The sequence below is a fragment of the Variovorax sp. PAMC 28711 genome, assembly GCF_001577265.1.
GTDB lineage: Bacteria > Pseudomonadota > Gammaproteobacteria > Burkholderiales > Burkholderiaceae_C > Variovorax.
Genome location: NZ_CP014517.1, coordinates 1388894 through 1414780, shown reverse-complemented (window position 1 = coordinate 1414780; position 25887 = coordinate 1388894). Strand labels below are relative to the sequence as shown.

The window sequence follows — 25887 nt, the reverse complement described above, 5'->3', positions numbered from 1 at the left end:
GGCCGTCAGGGGCGGTATTGCACGCGCGTGGGTTCGGGGCGCAGCAGGCGCTGCGCGTTTTCGGCGAACTCGCAGAGCAGCGGACGTGTCTGGCGCGGGTCGATGATTTCCTCGACGCCGAACGCCTCGGAGGTGCGAAACGGCGAGCGCACGGCTTCGAGCCGCGCGGTGATTTCGGCGAGCGCCGCGGCCGGATCGGGCGAGGCCGCGATGTCGCTGCGGTAGGCGGCCTCGATGCCGCCTTCGAGCGGGATCGAGCCCCAGTCGCCCGACGGCCACGCATAGCGATAGCGAAAGCGCGTGGCGTTGCTGTGCGCCGCGCCGGCCACGCCGAACACCTTGCGCACGAGAATCGAGCACCACGGCACGGTGGCCTGGTAGATTGCGCTGAGCACGCTGGCGCCATGGCGGATGGTGGCGGCCTGTTCGGCTTCGAGCCCGATGAGGAAGCCCGGGATGTCGACAAAGTGCACCACCGGCAGGTGGAAGGTCTCGGCCATGTCGACGAAGCGCTTCACCTTCTGCGCCGTGTCGGCCGTCCAGGCGCCGCCGTAGTGGTACGGGTCGCTTGCGAAGACCGCGACCGGGTAGCCGTCGAGCCGCGCGAGGCCGGTGATGGCCGAGCGGCCAAAGCGCGAACCCATCTCGAAGAAGCTGCCCTCATCGAGCGTCTTCGCGAGGATCTCTCGCATCTTGTAGACCTTGCGGCGGTCGGTCGGCACGATGTCGATGAGGTGATCGTCACAGCGGTCCACCGGGTCGCTGCACGGTCCGCGCGGCGGCAGTTCGTAGACCGACCCCGGCAGGTAAGAAAGAAAGCGCGCGGCCCGTGCCATCGCATCGGCTTCGCTGTCGGCAATGTCGTCCACCGCGCCGGCTTTCGCATGCAGCTCGGGCGAGCCCAGCTCGTCCTTGGTGTAGGTGTCACCGGTCCGGGTGACGACCGCCGGGCCGGCGATGAACATGTGCGTGGTGCCGCGCACCATCACCGAGTAGTGGCTCGCCACCGCGCGCGCCGAGGCGAAGCCGCCGATCGAGCCGAGCACCAGCGACGCCACCGGCACCGTTTCGAGATTGCGCACCACCCATTCCCAGGCGGGGTTGGCGGGCACGTAGGTGCGACCGAGTTCCTCGACGGTGCGGATCGAGCCGCCGCCGCCGTCGATGAGCCGCACCAGTGGCATGCGCAGCTCGCAGGCCATCTGCTCGGACGCCGACATCTTGCCGCCTGTCGAGCCATCGGCCGCGCCGCCGCGCACGGTGAAATCGTCGGCCGCGACGACCACGGGCCGCGCGTCGATGCGGCCGCTCCCGAAGATGAAGTTGGAGGAGGCGAGGTCGACCAGCTTGCCGTCGGCGTCGTACTGCGCGCGGCCGGTGATGGAGCCGATTTCGCGGAACGAGCCCTCGTCCAGCAGCAGGTCGATGCGCTCACGCACATTGAGCTTGCCCGCAGCGCGCTGGCGTTCGACCTTCTCGGGTGCACCCATGCGCGCCACGAGAGCGCGGCGGTGATTCAGCTCTTCGACACTCGCACGCCAGGACATTGGAAAACCCTTGTGGTTAGCTTTGCGCAATCCATCCCAAAATCGAGGTGAATTGTTAACAAAATAACAAACCCCAATTTACAAGCGAGGTTTGACACTCACAATCGGGTTATCCCCCGTCGCCAAGTTGACATGTCTGCGCTCTTTTCGTCCTCCGTTTCCGCCGACAAGCCTGGGGCCTTGCGCCCGATCCGGCTGACCACCGTCACGCCCGCGGAACAGATCGCGCAACACCTCGGCCAGGCCATCCTCCAGGGGAAATTCGCGCCGGGCGAGCGCATCGGCGAGCAGGCGATCGCCGATCTGTTTTCAGTGAGCCGCGGCCCGGTGCGCGATGCACTGCGCGAACTCGACAAGCAGGGCCTCGTCGAAATCTCGCCGCGGCGTGGGGCCTTTGTCGTGCATCTCGTGCTGAACGATGTCGTCGACATCTTCAACATCCGCGGCACGATGATGGGCCTGGCCGCGCGCTACCTGGCCAGCCGGCCCGATGCGGCGGCGTTCGAGACGCTCGATGCTCGGCTGGACGAGTTGAGGCAGCTCGCCGGCGAGGACGACACCTCGCTCGTCGAGTTCGTCAAGGCCGTGGGCCGCATGGGCACGGGGCTGATCCTGCATTGCGGCAACCGGCAGCTCGCATCGACCTATCGCAACTTGCCGCACGACGCCATCTGGCAGATGCTGTGGGTGCACAGCAAGCCACTCGACTACGAGCGCGCGGCACGGCGCATCGAAAGCCTGCAGGGCTACGAGCGCTTGCTGGCGGCCATTCGCGCCGGCGATGCCGATGCCGCGGAGGCCGGCATGCGGCGCATCGTGAGCGAGTCCTGTCAGGAGGTGATCGCGCACATGCGCCTCACGCGGGCAGAACCCTTCGACGACTTTCGACTTCACGTGGTGTAGCCATGATTTCCAACGCACTGTTGCTTCGCAATGTTCGCCCGGCCGGTGCCGCAGCAGTCGATGTATGGGTGCGAGACGGGCGCATCGCTGCCGTCGGCCCCGCGCTGCCCGCACCGCCTGATACGCCGATCGAAGAGGGTGGCGGCGCGCTGCTGCTGCCCGGTCTCGTCGAAGGTCACACGCACCTGGACAAGACGATGTGGGGCCTCGACTGGTACGCGAATTCCGTCGGCGCGCAACTGACCGATCGCATCGACAACGAACGCGCGTTTCGCCATGCAAGCGGACACGATGCGGGCGCGCAATCGCTCGCGCTGGCCAAAGCGTTTCTCGCGCTCGGCACCACGCGGATTCGCACGCATGTCGACATCGATACGCAGGCCGGCCTGCAACACCTCGAAGGCACCTTGCGCACGCGCGACGCGATGCGCGATGTGCAGGAAATCCAGATCGTCGCGTTTCCGCAGTCTGGCTTGCTGCTGCGCGATGGAACGGCGGCACTGCTCGACGCCGCACTGGCACAGGGCGCCGACGTGCTGGGCGGACTCGACCCGTGCGCGATCGACGGCGATCCGGTGCGCTCGCTCGACGTGCTCTTCGGCATCGCGGAACGCCACGGCAAGCCGCTCGACATCCACTTGCACGAACCCGGCGCGATGGGTGCCTTCTCGCTGGGCCTGATCCTCGACCGGACCGAAGCGCTCGGCATGCAGGGCAAGGTCGCGATCAGCCACGGCTTTTGCCTCGGCGATCTGGCGGCGCTGGAGCGTGACGCGCTGCTCGCACGCATGGCCGCGCTCGGCGTGGTGCTCATCACCAGCGCCCCGCCATCACGCAGCGTGCCGCCGCTCATGGTGTGTCGACAGGCGGGGGTGACCGTGCTCGGCGGCAACGACGGCATCCGCGACACCTGGACGCCCTACGGCAAGCCCGACATGCTGGAGCGCGCCATGCTGATCGGCCTGCGCTACAACCTGCGCCGCGACGACGAGTTGGCCGTGGCGCTGGATTGTGTGACGTATGCAGGCGCCCGCGGGTGCGGCTTCGCTGACTACGGGCTCGTGCCCGGCGACCGCGCCGATCTGGTTCTGGTCGACGCACAAACAAATGCGCACGCGGTCGTGGAGCGACCGGTGCGCAAGTTGGTGATTGCCGCCGGCCGCGTGGTGGCGCGTGCCGGCGTACTGACTTAAGTCAGATTACTTCGGCGTGCCGCCTTGCATCGACGGACGCTTGCCAGGGCGGCGCTCGTCGCGCGTTTCTGCACGCATTTCGCCGGCGACCGCGGCTTTGTCTGCGCCCACTGCGCCGCCTTCGGCCACCATCGGCCGGTCGCCCGAACGTGGTTTCGCGATACCGGCCGGACGACGGTCCTTGCGCATTTCGCCAGCTGCGGTGGCGCGGTCCCCCGCGACGCCCGGGGTGTTCGGTGGCACGGCGACGCCCGGCGGGCTGGATTGGGCATAGACGCCGACGGCGAAGAGACCGGTAAGCAATGCTGCGAGTACTTTGTTCATGATGAGCTCCTGGATGGATGGTGTGGATTCAAGGCGCCAGCCTGACAGGCCGGCGTGACCTCGCAGTAGGACAAGCGCTTTTGCGCACGCCGCCACTCCGCCATTCCAGTACGCGCGTTGTGGGCAGATGGATGTCGGCGCTTGGCGTTGCCCGTGCCATCAGTCCCAGGCCGGTGCGAGGCTCTCCGGGCTCGTGAGGCGCTCGCCGCGATCGAGCGCTGCGACCTGCGCCATTTCCACATCGCTCAATTTCAGCGTCTGGGCCTTCAGGTTGCCGGCGAGGTTTTGGCGTCGGGTCGACGACGGAATCACGGCATAGCCGAGCTGCATGGCCCAGGCCAGCGCGACCTGCGCGGTGGTGGCGCCGTGCGCAGCGGCAATGGCTTCGATCACCGGGTCGTGCAGAACCTTGCCGTACGCGAGCGTCATGTAGGAGGTGATGCGGATGCCCTGCGATTGTGCGAACTCCGCGACCGTGCGGTTCTGCAGGTACGGATGCAGTTCGACCTGGTTGGTGGCAATGGCGTCGGCGCCGACCGCTGCGATGGCTTCCTTCATCAGCGCGACGGTGAAGTTCGACACGCCGATCTGCCGGGTCAGCCCCTGCGCCTTTGCGTCGGCCAGCACGCCCATGAACTCGGCGACCGGCACCGCGTTCTTCGGCGACGGCCAGTGGATCAGCGTGAGGTCGACGTGATCGGTGCGCAGTTTGGCGAGGCTCTCCTTCAGGCTCGGCACCAGCTTGTCCTTCGCGTAGTTCGCGGTCCAGATCTTGGTGGTGATGAAGAGATCGTCGCGCGGCACACCGCTCTCGTCGATGGCCTGGCCGACCTCGGCTTCGTTGCCATAAATTTGCGCGGTGTCGATGAGGCGGTAACCCAGTTCGAGGGCGGTGCTGACCGAGTCGATGACGACCTGGTCCTTGAGGCGGAAGGTGCCGAGGCCGAAGGCGGGGAGGGTGTTCGTGTTCATGGTGTCGTTGTCCTTTGAAAAGTGGTCAGTGGCCGACCGGAATCGCGCCGTCGGTGCGTACGGGAATGCCGTTGCGGTGGTCGAGTTTTCCGCTCCATTGCGTGAGGGCGAGCGAGACCAGCACCACCAACGCGCCGATCCATGGCGTGTGAATCAGGCCGAGGTGGGTGACGATCAGTCCACCGGCCCAGGCCGCACCGGCGATGCCGAGATTGAACGCCGCGATGTTGAGGCCCGAGGCCACGTCGACCGCCTGCGGCGCGAAGCGCTCCGCCTGCTTCACGACGTAGACCTGCAGGCCCGGCACGTTGCCGAAGGCGACCGCGCCCCAGGCCATCACCGTGGCGAGCGCCAGCCACTTGTGCGGCGCGGTGAACTGGAACACCAGCAGCACGGCGGCGAGTAACGCGAAGATGATTTTCAGCGCGGGGATCGGGCCCAGCCGGTCGGCCAGCTTGCCGCCCCAGAGGTTGCCCGCCGCCACCGAGAGGCCGTAGACCAGCATCACCCAGCCGACCGCGCCGGCGCTGAAGCCCGACACGTCGGTGAGGATCGGTACGAGAAAAGTGAACGGGATGAACGAGCCTCCGTAGCCGATCGCCGTCTTGGCATACACCAGCAACAGTCGCGGCTCGGCCAGCACTCTGGCCTGTTGCGCCAGCGATGCGGGCGGTGCGTGGCGGATGTTCTTGGGCACGAAGAGCCAGCTGCCGATGAACGCGATCACGCCCAACGCCGAGACGGCGAGGAAGGTCTCGCGCCAGCCGAAGTGCTGGCCGATGAAGGTGCCGAGCGGCACACCCGTCACCAGCGCCACCGTGAGCCCGGTGAACATGATCGCGATGGCGCTCGCCGCCTTCTCCTTGGGCACCAGGCCGGTCGCGAGGGTCGATCCGATCGAGAAGAACACGCCGTGCGCGAGGCCGGTGAGCACGCGCGCCGCGACCAGCGTCTCGTAGCTCGGCGCTTGCCAGGCCAGCAGGTTGCCGACGGTGAAGAGCGCCATCAGGCCGAGCAGCAGCGCCTTGCGCGGCACGCGGCCGGTGAGCGCCGTCAGCACCGGCGCGCCGATGGCCACGCCCAGCGCGTAGAGGCTGACCAGCAGGCCCGCGGAAGGCAGGCTGATGCCGAGGTCGGCCGCCACAGTGGGCAGCAGGCCGACGATCACGAACTCGGTCGTGCCGATGGCGAAGGCGCTGAGGGTCAGCGCGAGAAGGGCGATGGGCATGGAATGCGCTCCGTGGAAGTTGCCCGGAGTGTCGGCCGATCTTCCTTGCAGAAAAACCCCGTAGTGGGTCAAAGACTGTTGATTCAGAATCAACAGTCATGAAGACCACCCTCGAAGAACTGCAGGCGTTCGCCGCCGTGGTCGGCACCGGCTCCATCACCGCCGCTGCCGACCAGCTGGGCCAGACCGTCTCCGGCGTCAGCCGCGCGCTCGGTCGGCTGGAGAAGAAGCTCGACACGACGCTGCTGCGCCGCACCACCCGCCGCATCGCGCTGACGGAAGAGGGCGCGACCTTTCTCGCGCACACCCGGGCGATCCTCGCGTCGATCGATGACGCCGAAGAGCAGATCGCCGCGCGCCGCCGGCAACCGTCGGGCCTGCTGCGCGTGAACGCCGCCACGCCGTTCATGCTGCATGCCATCGTGCCGCTGGTGCCCGCGTTCCGCCAGGCCTATCCGCAGATCACGCTGGAGCTCGACACCGACGAGCTCAACATCGATCTGCTGGCGCGGCGCACCGACATCGCGATCCGCATCGGCGCACTGCGCGACTCCACGCTGCATGCGCGCCCGCTGTGCACCAGCCGGCTGCGCATCCTCGCGAGCCCGGCGTACCTGGCCGAGCATGGCAAGCCGAAGCGCGTGGCCGACCTGGCGCAGCACGCGCTGCTCGGCTTCAACCAGCCCGAGGCGTTGAATCGCTGGCCGCTGCGCGGCGCGCACGGCGACGAGTGGCACATCGCGCCCTCCATCCGGGCGTCGAGCGGCGAAACGCTGCGGCACCTTGCGTTGCAGGGCGCCGGTTTGGCATGCCTGTCGGACTTCATGACCGGCGCCGATCGGGAACACGGTGATCTGGTGCAGGTGCTGGCAAAGGAAACGGTGGATGGGCGGCAGCCGGTCAACGCCGTCTACTACCGGAATACCCAACTGGCAGGGCGCATCGTGTGTTTCCTGGATTTCCTGGCGAGGCGGCTCGAGAAATCCGCCTGACCCTTGTCACACGCTGACTCTTGCTGGCCCGTGAATCCAGCTGCTGAAGCGCCGCGTATCTGCCTGCATCAAGACTTTGTTTTGCCTGAGTTCACCATGCTCCATTCGACAAATTTGGTTCGCGTTTGCCGCGACAGCGGGCTGTCCGGCTCGGACATTCAAGGCTTGGTCGGCGTGCTGGCTTCGCGACGCACGGCCGGCGGGCAGTGGCCCCGAACGGCAGGCGTCTCGTCCAAGGGTGGCGCCGTGACCTCGATCGTCGAATTCGCACGGACCTTGTTGGCAACTCTGCGCTGACGGCTGAAGTCGGCGGTTGCGACCGTGTTCGGTGCGCGTCGGCCGAGCCGGATGCTTACCATTGCGGACCATGAACCCAGCGGCCGCGCGCGCACCCTACGAAGAACTCCCACGCGGTCCGTTGGACGATGGGCACGTCGAAGCACTGTGGTGTTATCGGTCGGCCAGTTCCCAACCTCAGTGGGTCCTGCCGGACGGTCGTATGGATCTGGTCGCGCATTGCCTTCCAACCGAAGATGGCGCGCTCTCCGGAGTTTGGCTCGCATTGGCCGGGCCCTGCGACGTGCCGGGCACGATGGTTGCGCGCGCCGGACAGATCAGTCTGGGCGTGCGCTTCCGGATCGGCTGGGGTGGTGCCTGTCTCCGCGTCGATCCGGCTGCGTTGCGCAACCGGGTGCTGGTCGGCCGGGAGGTGGTGCGTCAAACCGGCATCGATGCGGATTCGATCCTCAAAGCGCCCACCGTGCCTGACCTCCGCGATGCGCTGGTGGCCGCAGTTCGTGCCGCGAGCGCTCGTGCGCGACCGGGCGCCGGGCACGCACGTGCAATGGCCGCGATCGAAGTCGTGCAGGCGGCCCCGCCCGAGGCGCGCCTGCAATCCGCGCAGGACGGTGTCGCGTCCCGTACGTTGCGACGTGACGTCCTGGCTGCCGCCGGCCTCCCTTTGCGCTGTCTCGCCGGGATTGTGCGTTTTCAGCGTGCCATGAGGCTCTTGAAAGCGGGTGACGTCGACACGCTGGGTGCGCTCGCTTTCGAAGCCGGCTTCTCGGATCAGGCGCACATGACGCGCGAGTTCCGCCGTTTTGGCGGCTTCACGCCGTCGCTCCCGCGGGAAGCGCCGATCGTCGGATAGCGTGACGGGCACGGGTGCGCTGGGTGGCCGGAACTTTCAAGACCTCGACCGCCTGCCGGGAGAAACTCTCCGGACAGAATCGCTGGCCTCATCGCCGAACTCACATCCATGCACATCCAATCGCTCTTTGCCATCACCGCCGGGCACGAACTGCAGGCCCTGATCGGGAGGCACCCGCTCGCGACCCTGGTCAGCGCCTGCGCGTCTGGGCCTGCCGTCGAGCTGCTGCCGCTTGAATTTGCGGCGGGCGGCCCGCGCGGTCGACTGCGCGGACATGTGGCCCGCCACCATCCGCTGGCCACCGGGACGCCGCAAGGGACGGAAATGACCGCCATCTTTCGCGGGCCCGACGCCTATGTTTCCCCTCGCTGGTATGTGAACGGCCAGCGCAGCGGGCGGGTGGCGCCGAGCTGGAACTACGTGGTCGTACAGGCCCGGGGCCGCATCCGCTTCGTCGATTCCGCCGACTGGGTGGTCACTCATCTGGCCGCGCTGACCGCGCAACAGGAGGCGCGGCGCGATCGGCCATGGTCGCTCGCGGAAGCGCCGGGGTCGTTCGTCGACGAGATGGCGGCCCAGTTGATTGGCTTTGAGATCGATCTCAGCGAGCTCGTCGGCAAGCGTTTTCTTTCGCAGCAGCGTACCGAAGCCGATCGGCGCAGCATCGTGGCGCATCTGCAGCGGGAGTCCTCCGGCGCTGCACGAGACCTTGGCGCGCTGATCGCTCCCTGAAGTGGCCGGCCGCGGATAATCCGCGGATGCGAATCCGCTTTACCAAGATGCAAGGCGCCGGCAACGACTTCGTCGTGCTCGACGAAACGCGCGGCTCGCTCGGCCTGAGCGCGGCGCAATACCGGTTTCTCGGCGACCGCCATTTCGGCGTGGGCGCCGACCAGATCCTCACCGTGCGTCCGTCGCCGGCCGACGGCATCGATTTCCAGTACGTGATCCATAACGCCGACGGCGGCGAGGTGGAGCAGTGCGGCAATGGCGCGCGCTGCTTCATGCGCTATGTGCGCGAGCACGGGCTGACCGACAAGGAACAGGTTCGCGTCCAGACGCTGGCCGGCGTGATCGCGCCGCGCATGGGTGCCGACGGTCGCGTCACGGTCGACATGGGCGCGCCGGTGTTCGAGCCCGAGCGCGTGCCGTTCGATACCGCCGGCCTGACGCCGGTGACGGACGAGGGGTCATGGTCCCAGTGGCACCTGGCGCTCGGCACGCGGGCAGAAAGCGCGATCGTTTCTGTCGCGGTGCTGTCGATGGGCAACCCGCATGCGGTGCAGATCGTGGCCGACGCCGAAGCCGCGCCGGTGGCCACGCAGGGCCCGCTGATCGAACACCATCCGCGCTTTCCGCAGCGCGTCAACGCCGGCTTCATGCAAGTGCGGTCCCGCGCGCACATCGCGCTGCGCGTGTACGAACGCGGCGCCGGCGAAACGCTGGCGTGCGGCACGGGCGCCTGCGCCGCGGTGGTTGCCGGCATTCGCCTCGGCCTGCTGGATGCGCGGGTCGACGTGCAGACGCACGGCGGCGTGCTCACCATCGAATGGGCAGGCGAAGGAACCCCTGTGTTCATGACCGGCCCGGCCACTACCGTTTTCGAGGGCCATATCGATGTGCCCGACCTGCCCTGAACCAAGACACACCATGCCCCAAGACATCAACGACGCCATGAACCCGATCACCGAAGACGACATCGCCAACTACCTCGCCAACACGCCCGATTTCTTCGAGCGTCACGCGCAGTTGCTGTCGCAGGTACAGCTCACGAGCCCGCACGGCAACCGCGCCGTGAGCCTGCAGGAGCGCCAGGCCGAGATGCTGCGCGAGAAGATCAAGGCGCTGGAACATCGCCTGATGGACATGGTTCGCCACGGTACCGAGAACGTGGTGACCGCCGACCGCCTGCAGCGCTGGACGAGCGGCCTGCTGACCACGCGCGACCCGCGCGGCCTGCCCTACCAGATCGTCGACCAGTTGGAATCGATCTTTCTCGTGCCGCAAGTCGCGATCAAGGTGTGGGACTGTGAAGCCAGCTACCTCAACGAGGCCTATGCACAGTGGGTGAGCGACGACGTGAAGGCGCTCGCCACCTCGCTGACCTCACCGTACTGCGGCCTCAACTCGGGCTTCGAAGCGGCCAACTGGCTGGGCGACGCGCGCGCCGCGATGTCGATTGCGCTGATCCCGCTGCGCCCCGAGCCCGAGGCACCGGCCTTCGGCCTGCTGATCCTCGCGTCGCCCGATGCCGCGCGTTTCAACGCCGAGATGGGCACCGACTTCCTGGAACGCATTGCCGAACTGGCCTCGGGCGCGCTGTCGCGGCTGCGGCCTTGAGTCGGTCCTTGCGCCGCTGGGCACTGGCGGCGCTGGCGGCCGGTGTCGTGGGGTACGCCGCGATCTGGCTCATGGTGTGGCGCACCGCGGCCGAACGACTCGCGAATCCGCCGCTTCGAAACGCTGATGCGGCGCTGGTGCTGGGCAACCGCGCGTACCTGCACGGTCGCCCCAATCCCTGCCTGACCGGCCGCGTCGACGCGGCATTGGCGCTCGCGCAGGCGGGCCGCGTGCCCCGGCTCGTGTTCTCTGGCGGCGTCGACCGGGAAGACGGACGCATCGAAGCCGAGGTGATGCAGACGCATGCACAGCAGGCCGGCTACACCGGGCCGATGGTGCTGGAGCGCGCTTCCCAGTCGACTCGCCAGAACCTTTCGCTCTCGCTTCCGATGCTGCAGGCCGCGGGCGTGAAGCGCGTGATCGTCGTGTCGGAGCCGTACCACCTATGGCGCGTCGAGCGGCTCGTGCGGGCGAGCGGTTTCGACCGCGCATTCGACGTTCAATACGCGGCTGCGCCATCGTCCTGCTGGACGCGCTGGGGCATGGCGTTCAAGGGTGCGTTGCGCGAGCCGCTGGCCATCATCAACAATGCGGGCCATGGCTACTTGCACTGACAGCGCGCTGGTCGAGAAATACCTCGCGCATGTGCGCGTGGAGCGCCGGCTCGCGGCGCGCACGGTCGACATCTACGCGATCCATTTGCAGGCGCTGCAAGAGAAGGCGACCGAAGCCGGCCTCGCGTTCGACAAGGTGCAGCCCGCGAACGTGCGGCGCTGGATGGCGCAGATGCACGGCGCCGGGCGCGAGCCGCGCGGCATCGCGCTGGTGCTGTCGTGCTGGCGCAGCTTTTTTCGCTGGCTCGGCAATGAAGGCCTGGTGCCCGGCAACCCGGTGCAGGACGTGAAGGCGCCCAAGGCCGGCCGACCGTTGCCGAAGGCGCTGCCGGTCGACGACGCGGTGCAGCTGGCCGAGCACCGCGATGCCGCCGCCGACCCCCGAACCGAAGCACGCGACCGCGCGATCGTCGAGCTGCTTTATGGCTGCGGCCTGCGCGTGAGCGAGCTGACGGGGCTCGACGCGCGTGCCAGCGCCACCGCGCAAGGCTGGGTCGACCTCGACGCGTTGGAGGCCAGCGTGCTCGGCAAGGGCAGCAAGCGGCGCAGCGTGCCGGTCGGCAGCAAGGCCGCTGCGGCGCTGGGCGAATGGCTCGCGTTGCGCGGCACGCACGACGACGTGGCGCTGTTCCTGAACGCGAAAGGCCGGCGCATGTCGGCCCAGGCGGTCTGGAAGCTGTTGCGCGACCGCAGCCTGAAAGCCGGCCTCGCGGCGCCGGTGCATCCGCACATGCTGCGGCACTCGTTCGCGAGCCACGTCCTGCAGTCCAGCAGCGACCTGCGCGCGGTGCAGGAACTGCTGGGCCACGCCAACATCACGACGACGCAGGTCTACACCCGGCTCGATTTCCAGCATCTGGCCAAGACCTACGACGCGTTCCATCCCCGGGCCAAAGTCAAAGACATCAACCAATGAAAACCCTCCGCCTCAAGCCCGGCAAGGAAAAATCCCTGCTGCGACGCCATCCCTGGGTCTTCGAATCCGCCATCGCACGCGGTGGCGCCGATTCCGGCGAAACGGTGCGCGTGGAATCGCACGACGGCGAGTTCCTGGCGTGGGCGGCGTTCAGCCCGACGTCGCAGATTCGTGCGCGTGCATGGAGCTTCGTCGAGCCGCAGCGCATCGACGCGGCGTTTCTCGCGGCGCTCTGCACGCGCGCTGTCGACGCGCGGCGGTATTTCGACCTGCAGAGCGACGGCATCCGCCTCGTGCACGGCGAGGCCGACGGGCTGCCGGGGCTGATCGTCGACCGCTACGGCGACACGCTGGTCGCGCAATTCGGCGCTGCCGGCGTCGAGCGCTGGAAAGACGTGCTGGCCGATGCGCTGCTGGCCGCGACCGGGCTCACGCAGCTCTACGAACGCTCCGATGCGAGCGGGCGCGAGCGCGAAGGGCTGAAGCCGGTCACCGGCTGGCTGCGCGGGGACGGGCCGACCGAGATCGCGATCCGCGAGCACGACTGGCAGCTCACGCTCGACATCGCGACCGGCCACAAGACCGGCTTCTACCTCGACCAGCGCGACAGCCGCAAGCGCTTCGCCGAGATCGCACAGCACCGCCGATTTCGCCGCTTGCTCAACTGCTTTTGCTACACCGGCGGCTTCACGGTCGCGGCGCTCGCGGGGCTCAAGGCGGCCGGCGCGCTCGAAGGCGCGACGCTGACGTCGATCGATTCGTCGCTGCTCGCGCTGGAGCGCGCGAAAGCGCACGTCGCACTCAACGGGTTCGAGAGCGTTGCCTGCGATTTTCTCGATGCGGATGTCAACGCATCTCTGCGCCGCTTCATCGAAGAAGGCCGCACCTTCGACGCGATCGTGCTCGACCCGCCGAAGTTCGCGCCCACGGCAGCGCATGCCGAGCGCGCCGCGCGCGCCTACAAGGACATCAACCGCCTCGCGCTCAAGCTGCTGGAGCCGGGCGGCGTGCTGTTCACGTTCAGCTGCTCGGGCGGCATCGGTGCCGACCTGTTCCACAAGATCGTGGCCGGTGCGGGGCTGGATGCGGGCGTCGACGGCTACATCAGCGAACGGCTCGGCGCCGCGCCCGACCACCCGATGACCATCGAATTTCCCGAAGGAGAGTACTTGAAGGGGCTGGTGGTCGTGCGCAAATAAGGGTTCTTGTTGCGGCCTAAACTTCCGGCCCTTTCCTGTTTTCCTGTTTCCTCTCCCGGAGCTACGTCATGGCCCTCATTCCCGCCACCATCCTCACCGGCTTCCTCGGCTCGGGCAAAACCACGCTGCTCAAGCGCATCCTGACCGAGGCCCACGGCCAGAAGATCGCGGTCATCGAGAACGAGTTCGGCGAAGAAAACATCGACAGCGACATCCTGGTGACCGAAAGCAAGGAGCAGATCGTCCAGATGAGCAACGGCTGCATCTGCTGCACCATCCGGGAGGACCTGCGCGAGGCGCTGCAGATGCTGGCCGCCAAGAAGCGCAAGGGCCTGCTCGACTTCGATCGCGTAGTGATCGAGACCACCGGCCTGGCCGATCCCGGCCCAGTGGCGCAAACCTTCTTCATGGACGACGAGATCGCCGAGAGCTATCTGCTCGACTCGATCCTCACGCTGGTCGACGCCAAGCACGCGCCGCAGCAACTCAACGACCGCCAGGAAGCGCGCCGTCAGGTGGGCTTCGCCGATCAGATTTTCATCAGCAAGAGCGAGCTGGTGTCGGCCGAAGAGACCGACGCGCTCATCCATCGCCTGAAGCACATGAACCCGCGCGCACCGCAGCAGAAGGTGCATTTCGGCGAGGTGCCGCTCACCAGCGTGTTCGACCTGCGTGGCTTCAACCTGAACGCCAAGCTCGACATCGACCCGGACTTCCTGAAGGAAGACGACCACGCCGGCCACGACCATGCGCACGGCGAGCACTGCGACCATCCGTCGCATGCACACGGCGCGGATGGTGAAGGCGGCCACCACCATCACACCGACGACGACGTCAAAAGCTTCGTCTACAAGACCGATCGGGCGTTCGATCCGGCCAAGCTCGAAGACTTCCTCGGCGCCATCGTCAATATCTACGGCCCGCGCATGCTGCGCTACAAGGGTGTGCTCAATATGAAGGGCACCGAGCGCAAGGTGATCTTCCAAGGGGTGCACCAGCTGATGGGCAGCGATCTCGGGCCGGCCTGGGGCGCCGAGGAAGCGCGCGAGAGCCGCATGGTGTTCATCGGCATCGACATGCCGCGCGAAATCCTCGAGCAAGGCCTCGATCAGTGCCTTGTTTGACACGACCGCCCCACAGTCGCCCCATCCTTTCGACTTCTCTATATACAATCGCGCGCCTGTTCCGGCGCCATGCCTTGCCCTCCAAGGGGCGAGATACGGCTTTTGGCGCAGGAAAGCGCGCGTTTTCGGCTGGATTTCAGAGGTATAACCCCTGAGCTGCCGGGGGCGAGCACCCTGACAACGTGGAGCCCGCGAGGTCGATAAACCCGGAGCGGTTCCCATGGGAGGAGATACCCGTGACAGCGCGTTCCAGTTCGTCGAAGGATCCAGCCACCGTGAAGAAACCTGCCGTTCAGGCCAAGCCCGCTTCGAAAGCCGCCGCCAAGGCGCCGGCCGCCAAGAAGGCTGCGCCTGCGGCGAAAAAGGTTTCACCGGCCAAGGCCGTCAAATCCGCCCCCCCGCCCCCTCCTTCCAAATCTCCTGCGATTCCCATGAAAAAAACGGCTGCCGCCACTTCTCCCGCCCCGGCGACACCTACACCGATCACCTCCATCCCCGCGACGCCGGTGCCGGCGCGCGGAGGTCGGGTGTCGCGCCTGTCGCAACTCACCGTGCCGTCGATGCCGCAATCCATCGCGTCGACCGCTGCGAAGTCCAGCTTCACGCAGATCGTGTCGACCGCACTGGTGCCGCCGCCGCACGTGGCCGTCAAGAAAGACCCGAAGCTCGCCAACAACTGGAAGACCAAGACGGCCCAGGAACTGGTCGATGCCGAAGTCATCGCGATGCCCGATTCGGAGTACATGAACGACAAGCAGATGGCGTTCTTTCGCCTGAAGCTGATCGAGCTGAAGCGCGGCATTCTGGAAAACGCCGGTGAAACCACCGAGCACCTGCGCGAAGACACCGTCGTCGTGCCCGATCCGGCCGACCGCGCCACCATCGAAGAAGAGCACGCGCTTGAACTGCGGACGCGCGATCGCGAACGCAAGCTGCTGAAGAAGATCGAGCAATCGATCCAGCGCATCGACGCCGGCGACTACGGCTACTGCGACGAGACCGGCGAGCCGATCGGCGTCGGCCGCCTGCTGGCGCGCCCGACCGCCACGCTGTCGCTCGAAGCGCAGCAACGGCGCGAGCTCAAGCAGAAGATGTTCGGCGACTGATCCCCACCAACCGCCACCTGCCCAGACCCGCCCCTCCCGCACACCCGAATGGCCAAGGAAGAACCCAGTCGTCTGTTTTCCAAGGTGGCGAAGTTCGTCCGCAATCCGCTGAAGGACTGGTCCGAACTCGACGAGCAGGACTCCGACCCGGCTGCGGCGGACAACGGCGGTTACAGCCGTGAAGCGCTCAAGGAAATGATCGAGCGGCGGCAGCGCAACGATTTCGTGCGCCGCCGCGAATTCGACATGCTGCGCAAGCTGCGCCAGCGCGAGGCGGCCGGTGCGCGCGACCCGTCGGCCACGCCATCGTCGTTCAACGTCAGCAGCACGCACGGCAAATCGGACGGCCGCGCACTCACGCTCAAGAAGATCGACGAGATCGAAGAGCAGATGTCGCAGCAGTGGTGGAAAGGGCGCGGGCCCAACGGCGAGGGCGCAGCGCCGGCGGACATGGCGGCCGAACACGTGCGTGCCTACGCCGATACGGCGCCCTACACGGCGCAAGACGCAAAGGCCGCGGAATATGCGGCGATCAGCAGCCTCGGCAGGCTGGATCCTGCCAAGCTGGTCTACGACAGCGCGCTGCAGGAAGCGTCGATCCGCTTTGCCCACGGGGACGACCCCGGTGCCGAAGCCATCTTCCTGCAAGCGCTCGCGCCCGATGGCGCGCAGGCCGACCACGACGAAACCTGGCTCGGGTTGCTCGATTTCTACCGTGCGACAGGCGACTCCGAAAAGTTCGTCGCCGCCAGCACCCGCTACGCGCAGCGCCTCAAGAAGCAGGGCCCGCCATGGCTTTCGTTGCGGGCACTGGCGCGCGACAAGCAGGCCGCGCTCACCGCCGCAGCGCAAGGTGCGTCCGCGCACGGCGCCTCGCCCGAAGGGGTCGACTGGGTGAGCCCGGCCCGGCTGAGCCGCGAGGGATTGGGCGAACTCACGCGCGCATTGGCTGCCGCCGGAGGCCCGACCTGGACGTTGGACTGGCGCGCCCTGACGGGCATCGAGCCCGATGCCGCCGCGCCGCTGAAGAGTCTTTTTGCGCACTGGACTGCGTCGCCCGTGCAGCTTCGTTTCGTCGGGGCGTCGCGCCTGCGGGCGGTGCTCGAAGCAGCCACACCGTCCAATGAACGCAGTGTCGATGCGGACTGGTGGCAACTGCGCATGGAAGCCTTGCGCGTCATGCACGACGCCGACGATTTCGAACTGGCCGCGCTCAATTACTGCATCACCTACGAAGTGTCGCCGCCGCCCTGGGAAGACCCGGTGGGGCTTTATGCGGCCATCGACGCCCCTGGCCCTGGGCCGGCCAAGGTGGCCCTGCCTTCATTCACGCTGGCTGGCGTGGACGACGAGGACGATGCGCCGGTCGAGCCCGGTCACCCGGCGCTGATCGGCGAGCTCGGCGGCGAATCGTCGGCGGTGTGGCGACGACTCGAATCCGAACTGGCAGACGCCGATGCGCCGATAATCTCGTGCTCGGCGCTGGTTCGCATCGATCTCGCCGCCGCCGGCAGCCTGCTGGCCTGGGTGACCGAGCGCGACGGGCGCGGTCATCGCGCCGAGTTCATCGATGCGCACCGCCTGATCGTCGCGTTTTTCGGTGTGGTCGGCATCGCCGACCATGCGGTGATCACCGCTCGCCACGACTGAAAAGTCCGGACATTGCGTCCGGCCGCGCCGGCCTTGCAATCGTGGGAGCACATCCCATATGGCTTCGATGGAACAGTTTCACGGCACCACCATCGTCAGTGTTCGTCGCAAAACCCCCGACGGCGACCAGGTCGCGATCGGGGGCGACGGGCAGGTCACACTCGGCAACATCATCATCAAGGGCACCGCGCGCAAGGTGCGCCGGCTCTATCACGGCAAGGTGATCGCCGGCTTCGCGGGCGCCACCGCCGACGCGTTCACGCTGTTCGAGCGCTTCGAGGCCAAGCTCGAAAAACACCAGGGCAACCTGACCCGCGCCGCGGTCGAGCTCACCAAGGACTGGCGCACCGATCGCGTGCTGCGCAAACTGGAAGCCATGCTGGCCGTGGCCGACGCGACCAGCTCGCTCATCATCACCGGCAACGGCGATGTGCTGGAGCCCGAAAGCGGCGTGATCGCGATCGGGTCCGGCGGTGCGTACGCGCAATCCGCGGCCAAGGCCTTGCTGGACAACACCGATCTGACCGCCGAGCAGATCGTCAAGAAATCGCTGGAGATCGCCGGCGAACTCTGCATTTACACCAACATGAACCACACGGTCGAGACGCTCTGAGCCTGCCCACCATGTCCATGACCCCCCAGGAAATCGTCTCCGAACTCGACAACCACATCGTCGGTCAGCCCGATGCCAAGCGCGCGGTCGCGATCGCGTTGCGCAACCGCTGGCGGCGCCAGCAGGTCGGCGAACCGTTGCGTGGCGAGATCACGCCCAAGAACATTCTGATGATCGGCCCCACGGGCGTCGGCAAGACCGAGATTGCGCGCCGTCTGGCGCGTCTCGCGGATGCGCCGTTCATCAAGGTCGAGGCGACCAAGTTCACCGAGGTCGGCTACGTCGGCAAGGACGTGGATTCGATCATTCGCGACCTGGCCGAAATCGCGGTCAAGCAGACGCGCGAGAGCGAGAGCGTCAAGGTGCGCGTGCGCGCCGAAGACGCCGCCGAGGATCGCATCCTCGACGTGTTGCTCCCGCCCGCCCGCACCACCGACAGCGCCGTCGTCGATACCGGCAACACGACGCGCCAGGCGTTCCGCAAGAAACTGCGGGAACATGCGCTGGACGACAAGGAGATCGAGCTGGACCTGGCCGAGAGCCGCCCCCCGCTCGAGATCATGGGTCCGGCCGGCATGGAAGAAATGACCGAGCAGCTCAAGGGCATGTTCGGCCAGCTGGGCCAGACCCAACGCAAGACGCGCAAGCTCAAGATCGCCGAGGCCATGCGCCTGCTCATCGACGAGGAGGCCGCCAAGCTGGTCAACGAGGAAGAGATCCGCGCCCAGGCCATCGCCAACGCCGAACAGAACGGCATCGTGTTCATCGACGAGATCGACAAGGTGGCGAGCCGGTCGGAGGCGCAGGGCGCGGAGGTCTCGCGCCAGGGCGTGCAGCGCGACCTGCTGCCGTTGGTCGAGGGCACGGCGGTCAGTACCAAATATGGCGTGGTCCGCACCGATCACATCCTGTTCATCGCGAGCGGCGCGTTCCATTTGAGCAAGCCGAGCGACCTGATTCCCGAGCTGCAGGGGCGCTTTCCGATCCGGGTCGAGCTGCAGTCGCTGTCGATCGCCGATTTCGAGAGCATCCTCACGCAGACGCGTGCGTCGCTGGTCAAGCAATACCAGGCGCTGCTGGCCACCGAAGGCGTGACGCTGGACTTCACACCCGACGGCATCACCCGGCTCGCGAGCATCGCCTTCGAGGTGAACGAGCGCACCGAAAACATCGGTGCGCGCCGCTTGTCGACCGTGATGGAGCGCCTGCTCGACGAAGTGAGCTTCGATGCGATGAAGCTGCAAGGCCAGTCGATCCGCATCGACGCAGCCTACGTCGACGGCCGGCTTGCGGCACTAAGTCACGACGAAGACCTCTCTCGTTTCATCCTCTGAGCCCCGCGCGCCGCGACGGCGCTTCACGCATCACATTCATTGCGTGAGCTAAGTACTTCATTTGCAACGAAATTCACCGTTTTCGAGTCTTCGAAAGCGGTGCTAAGTCGTTGATTCCATTACAAAAAATAGCCTCGGTCGCTTCTTGCGCCGGAGTTGTTTCCTGCTACAGTGGAAAAAAGTGCAGTTAAGTGGGAAAAAGTGTCGTCGAGCGCCCGTTCTGGATGCCGGACACGTCCCACAACCGGGGTTCTGTTTTCGTGTTTCAAGGCGCTTCATCGCTCAGTCTGGATGCCAAGGGGAGGCTATCGGTGCCGACCCGGCACCGTGACGTCCTGAGCGCGACCGCCGCCGGCCATCTCACGATCACCAAGCATCCGCACGGCTGTCTCATGGTGTTCCCGCGGCCCGAGTGGGAGAAGTTTCGCGAGCGGATCGCGGCGCTCCCGATGTCGGCCCAATGGTGGAAGCGCGTCTTTCTAGGCAACGCGATGGATGTCGAAATGGACGGCACCGGCCGCGTGCTGGTGTCGCCCGAACTGCGCACCGCCACCGGCATCACCCGCGATGCATTGCTGCTCGGCATGGGCAACCATTTCGAACTCTGGGACAAGGCGACCTACGACGCCAAGGAAGCCGAAGCGACGCAGGGCGACATGCCCGACGTGTTTCAGGACTTCTCGTTCTGAGAGCCAGCGGTGACCCAGCCATGGACCCATACAACCGTCTTGTTGAACGAAGCGGTGGAAGCGCTCTTTCCCGATGCGGCGACGCCGGCGTCGGGCACTTTCGTCGACGCGACCTTCGGACGGGGCGGCCATGCCCGCGAAATCCTCGCGCGGCTGGCCCCGGAGGGCCGGCTCATCGCATTCGACAAGGATGTGGAAGCGGTCGCCGAAGCAGCGCGCATCACCGATGCGCGTTTTTCCATCCGACACCAGGGATTCCGGGAGCTCGGGCAGTTGCCCAGGGCCAGCGTCGCCGGCCTGTTGATGGACCTCGGCATCAGCTCTCCCCAGATCGACAACCCCGCACGGGGTTTTTCTTTTCGTTTCGACGGCCCGCTCGACATGCGCATGGACACCACGCGCGGCGAGAGCGTGGCCGAGTGGCTGGCAACGGCCGAAATCCAGCAGATTGCAGAGGTGATTCGTGACTATGGCGAAGAACGGTTTGCTGTTCAGATTGCAAAGGCGATTGATGCTCGCCGACAAGAACGGGGCCCAATTTCAACCACCACCGAGCTGGCCGAGCTCGTGGCTGGCACGGTCAAAACCCGCGAGCAGGGCCAGAACCCTGCAACGCGCACATTTCAGGCTCTTCGGATTTTCATCAACGCCGAGCTTGAAGAGTTGCAACAGGCGCTAGACGCGAGCCTCGACGTGCTGCAACCCAACGGCCGCCTCGCAGTGATCAGCTTCCATTCGCTGGAAGACCGCATCGTGAAGCAGTTCATCGCCAAACACTCGAAGGAGGTCTACGACCGCCGTGCGCCGTTCGCCGCGCCGACGGTGATGAAGTTGCGCGTGCTCGACCGCATCAAGCCGTCGGCCGCCGAAGTCGCTGGCAACAAGCGCTCGCGCAGCGCGATCCTGCGCGTGGCCGAGCGCACCGCCGCCTGACCGACCGACATGGCGCGCCTCAACCTGCTCCTGCTGATCGCCGTGATTGCCACGGCGCTCTACCTCGTGCACACGCAGTACCAGTCGCGTCAGCTGTTCACCGAATTCGATCGGGTGCAGAACGAGGCGCGCCGCCTGGAGCTCGATGGCGACCGCCTGCAAGTGGAAAAACGCGCACAGGCCACGCCGCTGCGTGTCGAGAAGCTCGCCAAGGAGCAGCTCAAGATGCGCACGACCACGCCGGCCATCACGCAGTACGTGCGGCCCGACGGTTCGGTGATCCCTGCAGTGGTGGCGCCTGCGCCACCGGCTTCGGCCGCGCAGCCTGCGAAGCGGGTGCGTTGAGATGGCGCGCAACAGTCGTAGCGTGCAGTACGCCTCCAGCCCCTTGCTCGCAAGCAAGACGCCGGTCTGGCGCAGCAAGTTCATCGTGGCCGGCATCGCGTTGTGCTTTCTGGTGCTGGCAGCGCGCGCCGCGTATGTGCAGGTGTTCGGCAACGCGTTCTTCCAGCGCCAGGGCGAAGTGCGTTTCACGCGCACGCTCGAGCTGCCCGCCAACCGCGGCCGCATCCTGGACCGCAACGGGCTCATCCTCGCGTCCAGCGTGGTGGCGCCCAGCATCTGGGCGATTCCCGAAGACGTCGAACGCGACGACCCGGAAGTGAAGGCCAAGCTCAAGCAGGTCGCCAAGCTGCTCGAGATGTCGCAGAAGGATTTCGACAAGAAGCTCGAAGACGAAGACAAGACCTTTGTCTGGGTCAAGCGGCAGGTCGACGCCCCCATCGCCAAGCAGATCGCCGACCTCAACATCAAGGGCATCTACCAGCGCAAGGAATACAAGCGCCAGTACCCCGAAGGCGAAGCGGCCGCGCACGTGGTTGGCTTTACCAACGTCGAGGACAGCGGGCAGGAAGGCATCGAGCTGGAGTTCAACAAGGAGCTGGCCGGCAAGGCGGGTTCGCGTCGCGTCATCAAGGACCGGCTCGGCCGCGTGGTCGAAGGCGTCGGCGAAACGATTCCGCCGCTCGACGGCAAGGACATCCAGCTCAGCGTCGACAGCAAGGTGCAGTTCTTCGCCTACCAGAAGCTGCGCGATGCGGTCATCTTGCGCAAAGCCAAGGCGGGCAGCGTCGTGGTGCTCGACTCGATCACCGGCGAGGTGCTGGCGCTCGCCAACTACCCGAGCTACGTGCCCGACAAGCGCCAGAACCTGACCGGTGAACAGCTGCGCAATCGCGCGATGACCGACACCTTCGAGCCCGGTTCGACGATGAAGCCGATCACCGTCGGCATGGCGCTCGAAGCCGGCCGCGTGAAGCCTTCGACCATCATCGACACCAGCCCCGGCCGCTACCAGCTGGGCGGCTTCACGATCAGCGACACCCACAACTACGGTGCGCTGACGGTGGAGGGCGTGATCCAGAAATCGAGCAACGTGGGCGCGCTCAAGATCGCGCAGAAGATGCAGCCGCACGAGATGTGGGACACCTACACCGCGCTCGGCTACGGCCAGAAACCCGTGATCCAGTTCCCCGGCGCCGTGACCGGGCGCCTGCGTCCGTGGAAGACCTGGAAGCCCGTCGAGCAGGCCACGATGGCCTATGGCTACGGCCTCTCGGCATCGCTGTTCCAGATGGCGCATTCGTACACCTCGTTCGCGCACGACGGTTCGGTCATTCCGGTCACCATGCTCAAGAGCGCCGTGCCCGCCGTGGGCGTGCGCGTGTTCTCGGCCGAGAACGCGCACGCGGTGCGAAAAATGCTGCAGATGGCGGCAGCGCCCGGCGGCACCGGACCGCTGGCACAGACTGTGGGCTACTCGGTCGGCGGCAAGTCGGGCACCGCGCACAAGCAGGTCGGCAAGGGTTATGCGAGCAACAAGTACCGCGCGTGGTTCACCGGCATGGCACCGATCGAGAAGACCCGCATCATCGTCGGCGTGATGATCGACGAACCGAGCGACGGCGTGTACTTCGGCGGCCTGGCCGCCGCGCCCGTGTTCAGCGAAGTCGTGCAGCAAACGCTGCGCATGATGAACGTGCCGCCGGACCTCGCGGTCAAGCCGCTGGTCACGACGCAAGGCGTGGACGAAAGCTTCTGATGTCGCAGCCACTCACCACCTTTTCCTCGCCGGCCGAAGCCGCGCACTGGCTGCGTTCGTGCGTCGGCGGCGCGCTGCACGCCGACAGCCGGGCCCTCGAATCGGGCGACGGTTTCATCGCCTGGCCGGGCGCCGCGACCGATGGTCGCCACCACGTCGCATCGGCACTGGCGCAAGGCGCGGTGGCCTGCCTGGTCGAGAGCGAAGGCGTGGAGGCCTTCGGCTTCGACAGCGACGCGATCGCCTGCTATCCCGGACTCAAGGCCGCGACCGGCGAGATCGCCGCGTGGTTCTACGGCAAGCCGTCGGAGCAGCTCGATGTGCTCGCCATCACCGGCACCAACGGCAAGACGTCCACCGCCTGGTGGCTCGCCGAGGCACTCTCCCGATCGGAGCGCATCGCGCAGTCGCCGTGCGGCGTGATCGGCACGCTGGGCATCGGCATGCCGCCGGCGCTGGTCTCCACCGGCCTCACCACGCCCGACCCGGTGATGCTGCAGCGCGAACTGCGCGCCTTCGTGTCGCGCGGGTTCGGCGCCTGCGCGATCGAGGCCTCGTCCATCGGCATCGCCGAGCGGCGGCTCGACGGCACGCGCATCGCGGTGGCCGTGTTCACCAATTTCACGCAGGACCACCTCGACTACCACGGCGACATGGATGCCTACTGGCAGGCCAAGGCGGAACTGTTCCGCTGGCCCGGTCTGCGCGCGGCGGTGGTCAACCTCGACGACGTGCACGGCGCCTCGCTGGTCGGCAACCTGGTCGAATCCGGCGTGGGTTCGCTCGATGTGTGGACCGTGTCGGCGGCCGGTTCGCCGGCGCGCCTGAGGGCCACGGACATCGGCTACGGCGTCGACGGGCTCGAGTTTTCGATCGTCGAGAGCAGCCTGCCGGTCGAGCGTCTCGCGACGCAGCTGATCGGCCAGTACAACGTCGACAATCTGCTCGGCGTCGTGGGCACGATGCGCGCGCTCGGCATCCCGCTCGCCGCCGCCGTGGCCGCCTGCCGGCACCTGAGCAGCGTGCCGGGCCGCATGGAGCGCGTGAGCGTTTCGGGGCAGCCGCTGGCCGTGATCGACTACGCCCACACGCCCGATGCGCTCGACAAGGCGCTGGCCGGGCTGCGGCCGCTGGCCCGGCAACGCGGCGGCGCCCTCTGGTGCGTGTTCGGTTGCGGCGGCGATCGGGACGCCGTCAAGCGCCCGCTGATGGCGGCCGTGGCCGAGAAGCGGGCCGATCGGCTCGTCATCACCAGCGACAACCCGCGCAGCGAAAAGCCGGCAGCCATCGTCAGTCAGATCCTGCTCGGCCTCGCCGCTCCCGATGCGGCGCAGGTCGAGGTCGACCGTGCTCGCGCGATCGCCGACACACTGGCCCAGGCGGCCCCCGAAGACGTGGTGCTGATCGCCGGTCGTGGCCACGAAGCGTGGCAGGAAAGTGCCGGCGAACGCATCGCCTTTTCCGATCGCGCGCATGCAATCGACGCGCTCACGCGCCGGAGTGCCGCATGAGCGCGCCGGCCATGATGACTCTCGGCCAGGCGCATGCCTGGGTGCCCGGCTCGCGGCTGGTCGGCGATGCCGCGACGCCGATCCAGCGTGTGCACACCGATACCCGCACGCTCGCCCCCGGCGATCTGTTCGTTGCGCTCAAGGGCGAGCGCTTCGACGCCAACGCGTTTCTGGCCGATGCCCGGGCCGCCGGCGCGGTGGCCGCCATCGCGCACGGCGGGCTCGAAGCCGCCGGCCTCGCCGGGCTCGAAGTGGCAGATTCGCTGGTCGCCCTCGGCGCCCTCGCCGGCGGCTGGCGCGCGCAGTACGAACTGCCGCTGGTCGCGGTCACCGGCAGCAACGGCAAGACCACCGTCACGCAGATGGTGGCGTCGATCCTGACGACGGCCTCCGCCGATCGCGCGCTGGCGACCGCCGGAAATTTCAACAACGAGATCGGGGTGCCGCTGACCCTGATGCGGCTGCGCGCGCACCACACGCGTGCCGTGGTCGAGCTCGGCATGAACCATCCGGGCGAGATCGCGCGGCTCGGCGCCATCGCGCGGCCGACCATCGCGCTGGTCAACAACGCGCAGCGCGAGCACCTCGAATTCATGGCCACGGTGGAAGCGGTGGCGCGTGAAAACGGCGCCGTGTTCGACGCGCTTCCGGACAACGGCACCGCGGTGTTTCCCGCCGGCGACCCGTTCACCGCCTTGTGGCGTTCGCTCGCACAGGAGACCGCGCAGCGCCGCTGTCTCACGTTCGGCGAAGACGAGGATGCCGACATCGGTCTGGTGTCGGCCGACTGGCGCGACGGCGCGTGGAAGCTGGTCGCCCGCACGCCCGTGGGCCCGCTGTCGTGCACGTTGCGCATTGCCGGCCGCCACAACGTGGTCAACGCGCTGGCCGCCATCGCCTGTGCGCTGCCGACCGGCATTGCGCTCGAGACGATCGCCGAGGGGCTCGACGCTTTCGAGCCCGTCAAGGGCCGCTCCAAAGCCAGCGCCCTGAAGCTGCCCGACGGGCGCGTGTTCACGCTGGTCGACGACACCTACAACGCCAATCCGGATTCGGTGCGCGCCGCGATCGACGTGCTCGCCAGCATGCCGGCGCCGCGCCTGCTGGTGCTCGGCGACATGGGCGAGGTCGGCGACCAGGGCCCGGCTTTCCATGCCGAAGTGGGCGACTGGGCGCGCGAGCGCGGCATCCAACAGGTCTTCGGGCTCGGCGACGAATCCAGGCACAGCGTCGACGCGTCGAATCGCGGTCGGGGCGACACACAGGGCCGGCATTTCGCGGACATCGATGCGCTCAATGCCGCCGTGCTCGATGCCTTGCCGCACACCGCCAGCCTGCTGGTCAAGGGCTCGCGTTTCATGCGCATGGAGCGCGTCGTGCAGGCCGTCGTCGGCCACACCACCCCACACAACGAGGAGGCCGGTCATGCGTGAACCGTGCACACACGC

At 67.0% G+C, this 25887-nt stretch carries 26 protein-coding genes; 22 read left to right on the top strand and 4 right to left on the bottom strand.

The features are described 5' to 3' along the window. Positions 1-5: 5 nt before the first annotated feature. On the bottom strand, positions 6-1547 hold the full coding sequence (locus AX767_RS07060) for an acyl-CoA carboxylase subunit beta (RefSeq protein ID WP_068629908.1): 1542 nt from the start codon (positions 1545-1547) through the stop codon (positions 6-8). Positions 1548-1679: 132 nt separating this feature from the next. Here AX767_RS07060 and AX767_RS07055 point away from each other — a divergent pair, with 132 nt between their 5' ends. Both AX767_RS07055 and AX767_RS07050 read left to right on the top strand, forming a co-directional pair. After that, a complete protein-coding gene (locus AX767_RS07055) occupies positions 1680-2450 on the top strand; it encodes a GntR family transcriptional regulator (protein WP_082754895.1) in 771 nt (256 codons plus the stop codon). Between the two features lie 2 nt (positions 2451-2452). Beyond that, a complete protein-coding gene (locus tag AX767_RS07050) occupies positions 2453-3643 on the top strand; it encodes an amidohydrolase family protein (protein ID WP_068629904.1) in 1191 nt (396 codons plus the stop codon). Between the two features lie 6 nt (positions 3644-3649). On the opposite strand, the gene AX767_RS07045 is transcribed toward AX767_RS07050, so the two are convergent. The 3 genes from AX767_RS07045 to AX767_RS07035 all read right to left on the bottom strand — a co-directional run bounded on the left by AX767_RS07045 (position 3650) and on the right by AX767_RS07035 (position 6167). Then, positions 3650-3967, bottom strand: a complete 318-nt coding sequence (locus AX767_RS07045) for a hypothetical protein (protein ID WP_068629902.1) — start codon at positions 3965-3967, stop codon at positions 3650-3652. 159 nt (positions 3968-4126) lie between these two features. Further along, a complete protein-coding gene (gene dkgB / locus AX767_RS07040; RefSeq protein ID WP_068629900.1) occupies positions 4127-4939 on the bottom strand; it encodes a 2,5-didehydrogluconate reductase DkgB in 813 nt (270 codons plus the stop codon). 25 nt (positions 4940-4964) lie between these two features. Beyond that, on the bottom strand, positions 4965-6167 hold the full coding sequence (locus AX767_RS07035) for an MFS transporter (protein WP_068629898.1): 1203 nt from the start codon (positions 6165-6167) through the stop codon (positions 4965-4967). A 98-nt stretch (positions 6168-6265) separates the two neighbouring features. Between AX767_RS07035 and AX767_RS07030 the strand changes: the two genes are divergently transcribed. The 20 genes from AX767_RS07030 (at position 6266) to AX767_RS06935 (ending at position 25872) form a co-directional block, all read left to right on the top strand. Next, a complete protein-coding gene (locus AX767_RS07030) occupies positions 6266-7159 on the top strand; it encodes a LysR substrate-binding domain-containing protein (protein WP_068629896.1) in 894 nt (297 codons plus the stop codon). 30 nt (positions 7160-7189) lie between these two features. Next, positions 7190-7456, top strand: a complete 267-nt coding sequence (locus AX767_RS21550) for a hypothetical protein (RefSeq protein WP_168164812.1) — start codon at positions 7190-7192, stop codon at positions 7454-7456. A 70-nt stretch (positions 7457-7526) separates the two neighbouring features. Next, a complete protein-coding gene (locus tag AX767_RS07020; protein WP_082754893.1) occupies positions 7527-8309 on the top strand; it encodes a helix-turn-helix domain-containing protein in 783 nt (260 codons plus the stop codon). Between the two features lie 108 nt (positions 8310-8417). After that, on the top strand, positions 8418-9041 hold the full coding sequence (locus AX767_RS07015) for an FMN-binding negative transcriptional regulator (protein WP_068629890.1): 624 nt from the start codon (positions 8418-8420) through the stop codon (positions 9039-9041). Between the two features lie 26 nt (positions 9042-9067). After that, the gene (gene dapF, locus AX767_RS07010) at positions 9068-9946 is read left to right on the top strand and encodes a diaminopimelate epimerase (RefSeq protein WP_068629888.1); all 879 of its coding nucleotides are present in this window, start codon (positions 9068-9070) and stop codon (positions 9944-9946) included. A 13-nt stretch (positions 9947-9959) separates the two neighbouring features. Continuing rightward, entirely contained in the window at positions 9960-10649 is a 690-nt protein-coding gene (locus tag AX767_RS07005) for a DUF484 family protein (protein WP_068629886.1), read from the top strand. 8 nt (positions 10650-10657) lie between these two features. Next, complete coding sequence (locus AX767_RS07000; protein ID WP_068629884.1) at positions 10658-11263, top strand: YdcF family protein; 606 nt, start codon at positions 10658-10660, stop codon at positions 11261-11263. After that, on the top strand, positions 11247-12179 hold the full coding sequence (locus tag AX767_RS06995; protein ID WP_068629882.1) for a tyrosine recombinase XerC: 933 nt from the start codon (positions 11247-11249) through the stop codon (positions 12177-12179). The genes AX767_RS07000 and AX767_RS06995 overlap by 17 nt, the downstream gene beginning before the upstream one ends. Next, entirely contained in the window at positions 12176-13378 is a 1203-nt protein-coding gene (locus AX767_RS06990; RefSeq protein ID WP_068629880.1) for a class I SAM-dependent rRNA methyltransferase, read from the top strand. The genes AX767_RS06995 and AX767_RS06990 overlap by 4 nt, the downstream gene beginning before the upstream one ends. 68 nt (positions 13379-13446) lie before the next feature. Then, entirely contained in the window at positions 13447-14502 is a 1056-nt protein-coding gene (locus AX767_RS06985) for a CobW family GTP-binding protein (RefSeq protein ID WP_068629878.1), read from the top strand. 275 nt (positions 14503-14777) lie between these two features. Further along, on the top strand, positions 14778-15608 hold the full coding sequence (gene dksA / locus AX767_RS06980) for an RNA polymerase-binding protein DksA (RefSeq protein WP_237288586.1): 831 nt from the start codon (positions 14778-14780) through the stop codon (positions 15606-15608). Between the two features lie 48 nt (positions 15609-15656). Beyond that, positions 15657-17258: an STAS domain-containing protein gene (locus tag AX767_RS06975; RefSeq protein WP_068629875.1), complete on the top strand. Its 1602-nt coding sequence runs from the start codon at positions 15657-15659 to the stop codon at positions 17256-17258. A gap of 67 nt (positions 17259-17325) precedes the next feature. Continuing rightward, positions 17326-17871: an ATP-dependent protease subunit HslV gene (hslV, locus tag AX767_RS06970; protein WP_068629873.1), complete on the top strand. Its 546-nt coding sequence runs from the start codon at positions 17326-17328 to the stop codon at positions 17869-17871. 11 nt (positions 17872-17882) lie between these two features. Further along, positions 17883-19205 (top strand): ATP-dependent protease ATPase subunit HslU, encoded by a 1323-nt coding sequence (gene hslU, locus AX767_RS06965; protein ID WP_068629871.1) that lies wholly within the window; start codon positions 17883-17885, stop codon positions 19203-19205. A gap of 260 nt (positions 19206-19465) precedes the next feature. Further along, positions 19466-19894 (top strand): division/cell wall cluster transcriptional repressor MraZ, encoded by a 429-nt coding sequence (mraZ, locus tag AX767_RS06960; protein WP_068629869.1) that lies wholly within the window; start codon positions 19466-19468, stop codon positions 19892-19894. A gap of 9 nt (positions 19895-19903) precedes the next feature. Then, on the top strand, positions 19904-20827 hold the full coding sequence (rsmH, locus tag AX767_RS06955) for a 16S rRNA (cytosine(1402)-N(4))-methyltransferase RsmH (RefSeq protein ID WP_068629867.1): 924 nt from the start codon (positions 19904-19906) through the stop codon (positions 20825-20827). A gap of 9 nt (positions 20828-20836) precedes the next feature. After that, on the top strand, positions 20837-21172 hold the full coding sequence (ftsL, locus tag AX767_RS06950; RefSeq protein WP_068629865.1) for a cell division protein FtsL: 336 nt from the start codon (positions 20837-20839) through the stop codon (positions 21170-21172). A gap of 1 nt (position 21173) precedes the next feature. Continuing rightward, positions 21174-22928, top strand: a complete 1755-nt coding sequence (locus AX767_RS06945) for a peptidoglycan D,D-transpeptidase FtsI family protein (protein ID WP_068629863.1) — start codon at positions 21174-21176, stop codon at positions 22926-22928. Continuing rightward, a complete protein-coding gene (locus AX767_RS06940) occupies positions 22928-24439 on the top strand; it encodes a UDP-N-acetylmuramoyl-L-alanyl-D-glutamate--2,6-diaminopimelate ligase (RefSeq protein ID WP_068629861.1) in 1512 nt (503 codons plus the stop codon). Before AX767_RS06945 ends, AX767_RS06940 begins: the two co-directional genes overlap by 1 nt. Next, complete coding sequence (locus AX767_RS06935; RefSeq protein WP_068629859.1) at positions 24436-25872, top strand: UDP-N-acetylmuramoyl-tripeptide--D-alanyl-D-alanine ligase; 1437 nt, start codon at positions 24436-24438, stop codon at positions 25870-25872. The genes AX767_RS06940 and AX767_RS06935 overlap by 4 nt, the downstream gene beginning before the upstream one ends. Positions 25873-25887 lie beyond the last annotated feature (15 nt).

What these genes read in the sequence shown, in the direction of transcription:
- AX767_RS07030 (WP_068629896.1), top strand. Translation starts at nt 6,266, where the DNA reads ATGAAGACCACCCTCGAAGAACTGCAGGCGTTCGCCGCCGTGGTCGGC.
- AX767_RS07015 (WP_068629890.1), top strand. Translation starts at nt 8,418, where the DNA reads ATGCACATCCAATCGCTCTTTGCCATCACCGCCGGGCACGAACTGCAG.
- AX767_RS07060 (WP_068629908.1), bottom strand. Translation starts at nt 1,547, where the DNA reads ATGTCCTGGCGTGCGAGTGTCGAAGAGCTGAATCACCGCCGCGCTCTC.
- AX767_RS07045 (WP_068629902.1), bottom strand. Translation starts at nt 3,967, where the DNA reads ATGAACAAAGTACTCGCAGCATTGCTTACCGGTCTCTTCGCCGTCGGC.
- AX767_RS07035 (WP_068629898.1), bottom strand. Translation starts at nt 6,167, where the DNA reads ATGCCCATCGCCCTTCTCGCGCTGACCCTCAGCGCCTTCGCCATCGGC.
- AX767_RS06985 (WP_068629878.1), top strand. Translation starts at nt 13,447, where the DNA reads ATGGCCCTCATTCCCGCCACCATCCTCACCGGCTTCCTCGGCTCGGGC.
- AX767_RS07050 (WP_068629904.1), top strand. Translation starts at nt 2,453, where the DNA reads ATGATTTCCAACGCACTGTTGCTTCGCAATGTTCGCCCGGCCGGTGCC.
- hslU (WP_068629871.1), top strand. Translation starts at nt 17,883, where the DNA reads ATGTCCATGACCCCCCAGGAAATCGTCTCCGAACTCGACAACCACATC.
- ftsL (WP_068629865.1), top strand. Translation starts at nt 20,837, where the DNA reads ATGGCGCGCCTCAACCTGCTCCTGCTGATCGCCGTGATTGCCACGGCG.
- AX767_RS06935 (WP_068629859.1), top strand. Translation starts at nt 24,436, where the DNA reads ATGAGCGCGCCGGCCATGATGACTCTCGGCCAGGCGCATGCCTGGGTG.
- AX767_RS06945 (WP_068629863.1), top strand. Translation starts at nt 21,174, where the DNA reads ATGGCGCGCAACAGTCGTAGCGTGCAGTACGCCTCCAGCCCCTTGCTC.
- AX767_RS06975 (WP_068629875.1), top strand. Translation starts at nt 15,657, where the DNA reads ATGGCCAAGGAAGAACCCAGTCGTCTGTTTTCCAAGGTGGCGAAGTTC.
- AX767_RS06990 (WP_068629880.1), top strand. Translation starts at nt 12,176, where the DNA reads ATGAAAACCCTCCGCCTCAAGCCCGGCAAGGAAAAATCCCTGCTGCGA.
- AX767_RS07055 (WP_082754895.1), top strand. Translation starts at nt 1,680, where the DNA reads ATGTCTGCGCTCTTTTCGTCCTCCGTTTCCGCCGACAAGCCTGGGGCC.
- hslV (WP_068629873.1), top strand. Translation starts at nt 17,326, where the DNA reads ATGGAACAGTTTCACGGCACCACCATCGTCAGTGTTCGTCGCAAAACC.
- AX767_RS06940 (WP_068629861.1), top strand. Translation starts at nt 22,928, where the DNA reads ATGTCGCAGCCACTCACCACCTTTTCCTCGCCGGCCGAAGCCGCGCAC.
- AX767_RS07005 (WP_068629886.1), top strand. Translation starts at nt 9,960, where the DNA reads ATGCCCCAAGACATCAACGACGCCATGAACCCGATCACCGAAGACGAC.
- AX767_RS07020 (WP_082754893.1), top strand. Translation starts at nt 7,527, where the DNA reads ATGAACCCAGCGGCCGCGCGCGCACCCTACGAAGAACTCCCACGCGGT.
- dapF (WP_068629888.1), top strand. Translation starts at nt 9,068, where the DNA reads ATGCGAATCCGCTTTACCAAGATGCAAGGCGCCGGCAACGACTTCGTC.
- dkgB (WP_068629900.1), bottom strand. Translation starts at nt 4,939, where the DNA reads ATGAACACGAACACCCTCCCCGCCTTCGGCCTCGGCACCTTCCGCCTC.
- AX767_RS06995 (WP_068629882.1), top strand. Translation starts at nt 11,247, where the DNA reads ATGGCTACTTGCACTGACAGCGCGCTGGTCGAGAAATACCTCGCGCAT.